This window comes from Acaryochloris sp. IP29b_bin.148 (assembly GCF_028285565.1).
Lineage (GTDB): Bacteria > Cyanobacteriota > Cyanobacteriia > Thermosynechococcales > Thermosynechococcaceae > Acaryochloris.
Genome location: NZ_JANQOY010000160.1, coordinates 1 through 3,660, shown reverse-complemented (window position 1 = coordinate 3,660; position 3,660 = coordinate 1). Strand labels below are relative to the sequence as shown.

The window sequence follows — 3,660 nt, the reverse complement described above, 5'->3', positions numbered from 1 at the left end:
ATGAGGCGCTTAAGGATTGATTTCATGGCTGAACCTCTGCTTAAGATGTAGCGATTTGAGGATTAAGGAAGCCTACGGACTGATGGGATGCATCGATGGGTGATTGGTGCCTCACTTCGACCAGGGAATGAGATAGTCGGCAGGCTTGGATAAGTGTGAGAGCAGTGCCCCCTGCATTGGGGAGAGGCCAGTCCCACGGTGGCAGGGAGACTGGCCCAAGACTTAGCCGATGGACACACCGTTGATTAACTCGCCGGGGCCACCGCGATAACCAATAGCGGCAACATTGGATCGGCCCACTGTGGCAGAAGTTGAACGAGTGCGCTTAGGAGCGGGCTTGCCATAGCTGACGGGGATGTGGCGACCGTCCTTGGTGATGTGGTAATTGGGACGGGTCTCCTGCTCGGGCTGACCGTAAAGCTTGGCTTGACCGAGTTCCATTTCCCGGTACTCCAATAACTGCTGAGCGGCTGTTTCCTTGAGGCTAGCAAGGTCACCACATTCGTTGAAATCGCCTCTAGTGGCGTAGACAGGGTAGAAACCACCATTGGCATCACGGCGGATATAGCCGATGAATTTCATGCCACAGATGACGACGAACTGATCTGCGTCGGTGACATCTTCGAGGATGGTGAGGACGGGCTTGGTAGTGGCTTGAGGTTGGGTAGTAGTAGAATTCATGTTGATTCCTTCGTAAGGGGAGTCACAAGCACCTAGGGGACCGTCGAAAGTTATCTAGGTGCTTGCTTTTGTTTACATAAATATTGTAGTGTTAACGCTACATAATAGCAACACTAAATGGTATTTATGTAGCTTATAAAGTTCATAATATTGATTAGACTGGGTGATGTGTCGCGCTTTTATCATGCCAGTAGACTAATATTGAAGTGTTAGCAATGCATAAATGAAGAGAAAGCAAATGATTTGCAGGTTGGCAATACTAATTGCTGAGTACAACACAAGTCATGCAGCGGAATCAGGTTTTAGGAAGCTGACAATCAAGAGTCTGTCTGATAAAACTGGGATAGCCAGAACAACGTTGACTAGACTCGATCGCGGTGTTGTCTATCGTATCGATTCCAGTACTGTTGTAGGTTTATGCGATTTCTTCGGATGTGCCTTAGCTGATTTGCTAACTCTTCAAGAGACAGAAGTGAGTGATTGATTCTTCTATTTGACTGAATTTAGGAAACCTATGAGTAGCGAAAAGGATCGATCATGACTGCTTCTACCCCAGACAACACCCCTAATTTTCAATCTTGGGTTGAGAGAACGATTGCGGGTATGCTCTCCGTTCAAAAAGAGATTCAGGAATCTCAGCTAAGAAATAGTCAAGATATTGCTGAGTTGAGAAAAATCACTTCCGATCTGGTGGGATACTCCATCAACCAAGAAAGCGATATTCAGGTTGTTCGAGAAGATCTGCAAACTCTCAAACGACGGGTCGATGCACTCGAAAGAGATGACAATTAGAGTAATTTGATGGTCACTTCTTATCAATAAAACAATGAACCAAAAATGTGGTGATTGCGGAGGAGAACTGGAGCGAGGATTTCTCCCTGATTCTTCTTACGCCTAATTTTTCCCCGTAAGCTGGCACATAGGTAATCCACAGAAAGAAATTGCCATTTCCTGGTGGAATTCACGTTGATTCTCCGCAGACACAACCCGTGGTTGCCTTCCGTTGTAAAAGATGTGGTTTGCTGAAATTCTATGCTAGAAGAAACATCTAACTTACAATTTCAGTTCATCAGATTGTATTTAGTTAAAGTCAGTTAGTTTGATCATGACTCAGATTCCTTCCCTAACTCAACAACAGCTAGAACTGCTGAGATTAGCCAAGAAGGATACTGTGGCCGAACTACGGCTTTCCTATGAGTTTCCAGTGCTGGATGATAATGTACCTTCAGGCGGCCATCCACCGTTTATCCAAGAATTGATTGATCACCATTTCATTCAGGTACAAGTCAAAGAAACTGTTATACGTGCCTCTGAGTTTCAGCAAGAGAACTGGACGGAGTTCTGTGACGAGATTGACTATCCCAGCCAAGCCGATTGGGACCGATGGCGGCAAGGGTTCATCAGCCAATTAGGGGAGGGATTTGAGAGCCTGATGACTCCAGGGAAAGGATTAGGGCAATTCACAAAGGTTTGGATCTGAGAGATTAGTGTTCGAGCAGTTCAACCGAGCAGCCTATGATTGGGGCTGGTGTAGGAAATTAACGTGCACCTAATTAAAGAATGGCTTTGCGATCGTACAACTGATACCAAGTCCTGAAACTCGCACCCATCCCGCAAAACTCCGATAATGCAGCATCCCCAAGTAAAGGCAGGGAGCAGAGCAAAGGCATGGCTTTGCGATGGTGACATTGCCGATCTGGAGAGCGCTATGCTCTTGCTCGTTTCGGGGTGCCCACTTCCACCTCCTCTCAAGCCGAATCTTGGCTCAAAACTAGCACCGAAACTGCCAAGCGGTGAGCGTTTTTTCTTTTCTTGAAAGGAGTTTCAGCCTTAGCCCCCCAAAAGCTATCAAACCGTTGTCATAGCTCATTCAAGCCAAATCAGAATTGAGCATCTAGACAATACATAGATAAAGTTCAATTCTAAATTGATTGAGAGTTAATAAAAATCTATTTATAATCAAACTGTCGGCTTTAATCACCTGGATTATAGTGTCGCTGACACCAGGTGTAATGAACCCACTTCGGAGGCAACTATGGAAGGCTACACCCTGATCTGGTTCTTGATTTGGCAATCTCTCTACTTCGCAATGTTTCTGCATTTCTTTCTGAGTAATGCTTTGAGAGAAACCGAATAATACCGAGAGACTTTGAGAAAGAGTTATATAGCGAAACTCTTTAGGGATTTCCGATCTTGGCTGTGATGAAATGGCCTTGTTAGCATGTTGCACTGAACTCCATTTATTCACCCATTCCATCCCTGATGTCAGAGCAAGACAAATACGCCCCAGCTCCCTCTCGAAATACGGAGGAGATTCAGAAGAACTACAATAGCGATGCTAAGGCAATGCGGGCTAAAGCGGCTAGGGCCAGGATTGCGGCTCGACAGAAAGCGGAGCAGGACGCACGGCAGAGAGCGGCGATTGAGAAGATTCCGCTAGAGCATCGGTATATTCCTGATCAGGCCAGCTAATCATCAGGATCGAACAGCCTAAGACTCCCGCAGATCTGCTTTGTGCCAATCATCGTATTGATGCTCATAGCCGATCTGGGTGTCCTGATGCAGGGGGTTCACAGCGCAGTTCGGCTCGTCTACAACCCTTTCTCTTCCCTGATTAGGCTACCAGGTCAGGATTCTTTTGCGGTCTGCATTCCACTAGATTCATTACTTACTACCAGTGTGACGAGAGTCAGTGATTCTGTTACGTGGGGACAGCAGGACAGGTGCTGCTGAGAGAATTATCGCCACTCATTGATTTAGAAGTTGTTACCTCCTTACACACTCGACTTGCGACATCGCACCCCTTTAATTGGGCCTAACATGTTGGAGCAAGTTTACGATTGACCGACTTCAGCCATTGCCATTGCATCAAGATCATTCTTCTGTGTTGAAATCTTGATATGTCTTGCAAGGAGAAATAACGGGAATGAAAAACCAATCGCAATGAGCGGACCTAGGAGAATGTATAACCAGAGGAAA

The 3,660-nt window shown here is 46.1% G+C and carries 5 protein-coding genes; 4 read left to right on the top strand and 1 reads right to left on the bottom strand.

Going from position 1 to position 3,660, the window contains the following annotated elements; all coding sequences use genetic code 11:
* Nucleotides 1-222: 222 nt before the first annotated feature.
* Entirely contained in the window at nt 223-681 is a 459-nt protein-coding gene (locus tag Q0986_RS15055; protein WP_299411818.1) for a hypothetical protein, read from the bottom strand.
* A gap of 223 nt (nt 682-904) precedes the next feature.
* Here Q0986_RS15055 and Q0986_RS23015 point away from each other — a divergent pair, with 223 nt between their 5' ends.
* The 4 genes from Q0986_RS23015 (at nt 905) to Q0986_RS15040 (ending at nt 3,153) form a co-directional block, all read left to right on the top strand.
* Entirely contained in the window at nt 905-1,165 is a 261-nt protein-coding gene (locus Q0986_RS23015; protein WP_366918598.1) for a helix-turn-helix transcriptional regulator, read from the top strand.
* Nucleotides 1,166-1,218: 53 nt separating this feature from the next.
* Nucleotides 1,219-1,473, top strand: a complete 255-nt coding sequence (locus Q0986_RS15050; protein WP_299411813.1) for a hypothetical protein — start codon at nt 1,219-1,221, stop codon at nt 1,471-1,473.
* A 313-nt stretch (nt 1,474-1,786) separates the two neighbouring features.
* Nucleotides 1,787-2,161 carry a hypothetical protein gene (locus Q0986_RS15045; protein ID WP_299411809.1) on the top strand — a complete coding sequence of 125 codons (375 nt, stop codon included), beginning with the start codon at nt 1,787-1,789 and terminating at the stop codon, nt 2,159-2,161.
* Between the two features lie 782 nt (nt 2,162-2,943).
* On the top strand, nt 2,944-3,153 hold the full coding sequence (locus Q0986_RS15040; RefSeq protein ID WP_299411806.1) for a hypothetical protein: 210 nt from the start codon (nt 2,944-2,946) through the stop codon (nt 3,151-3,153).
* Nucleotides 3,154-3,660 lie beyond the last annotated feature (507 nt).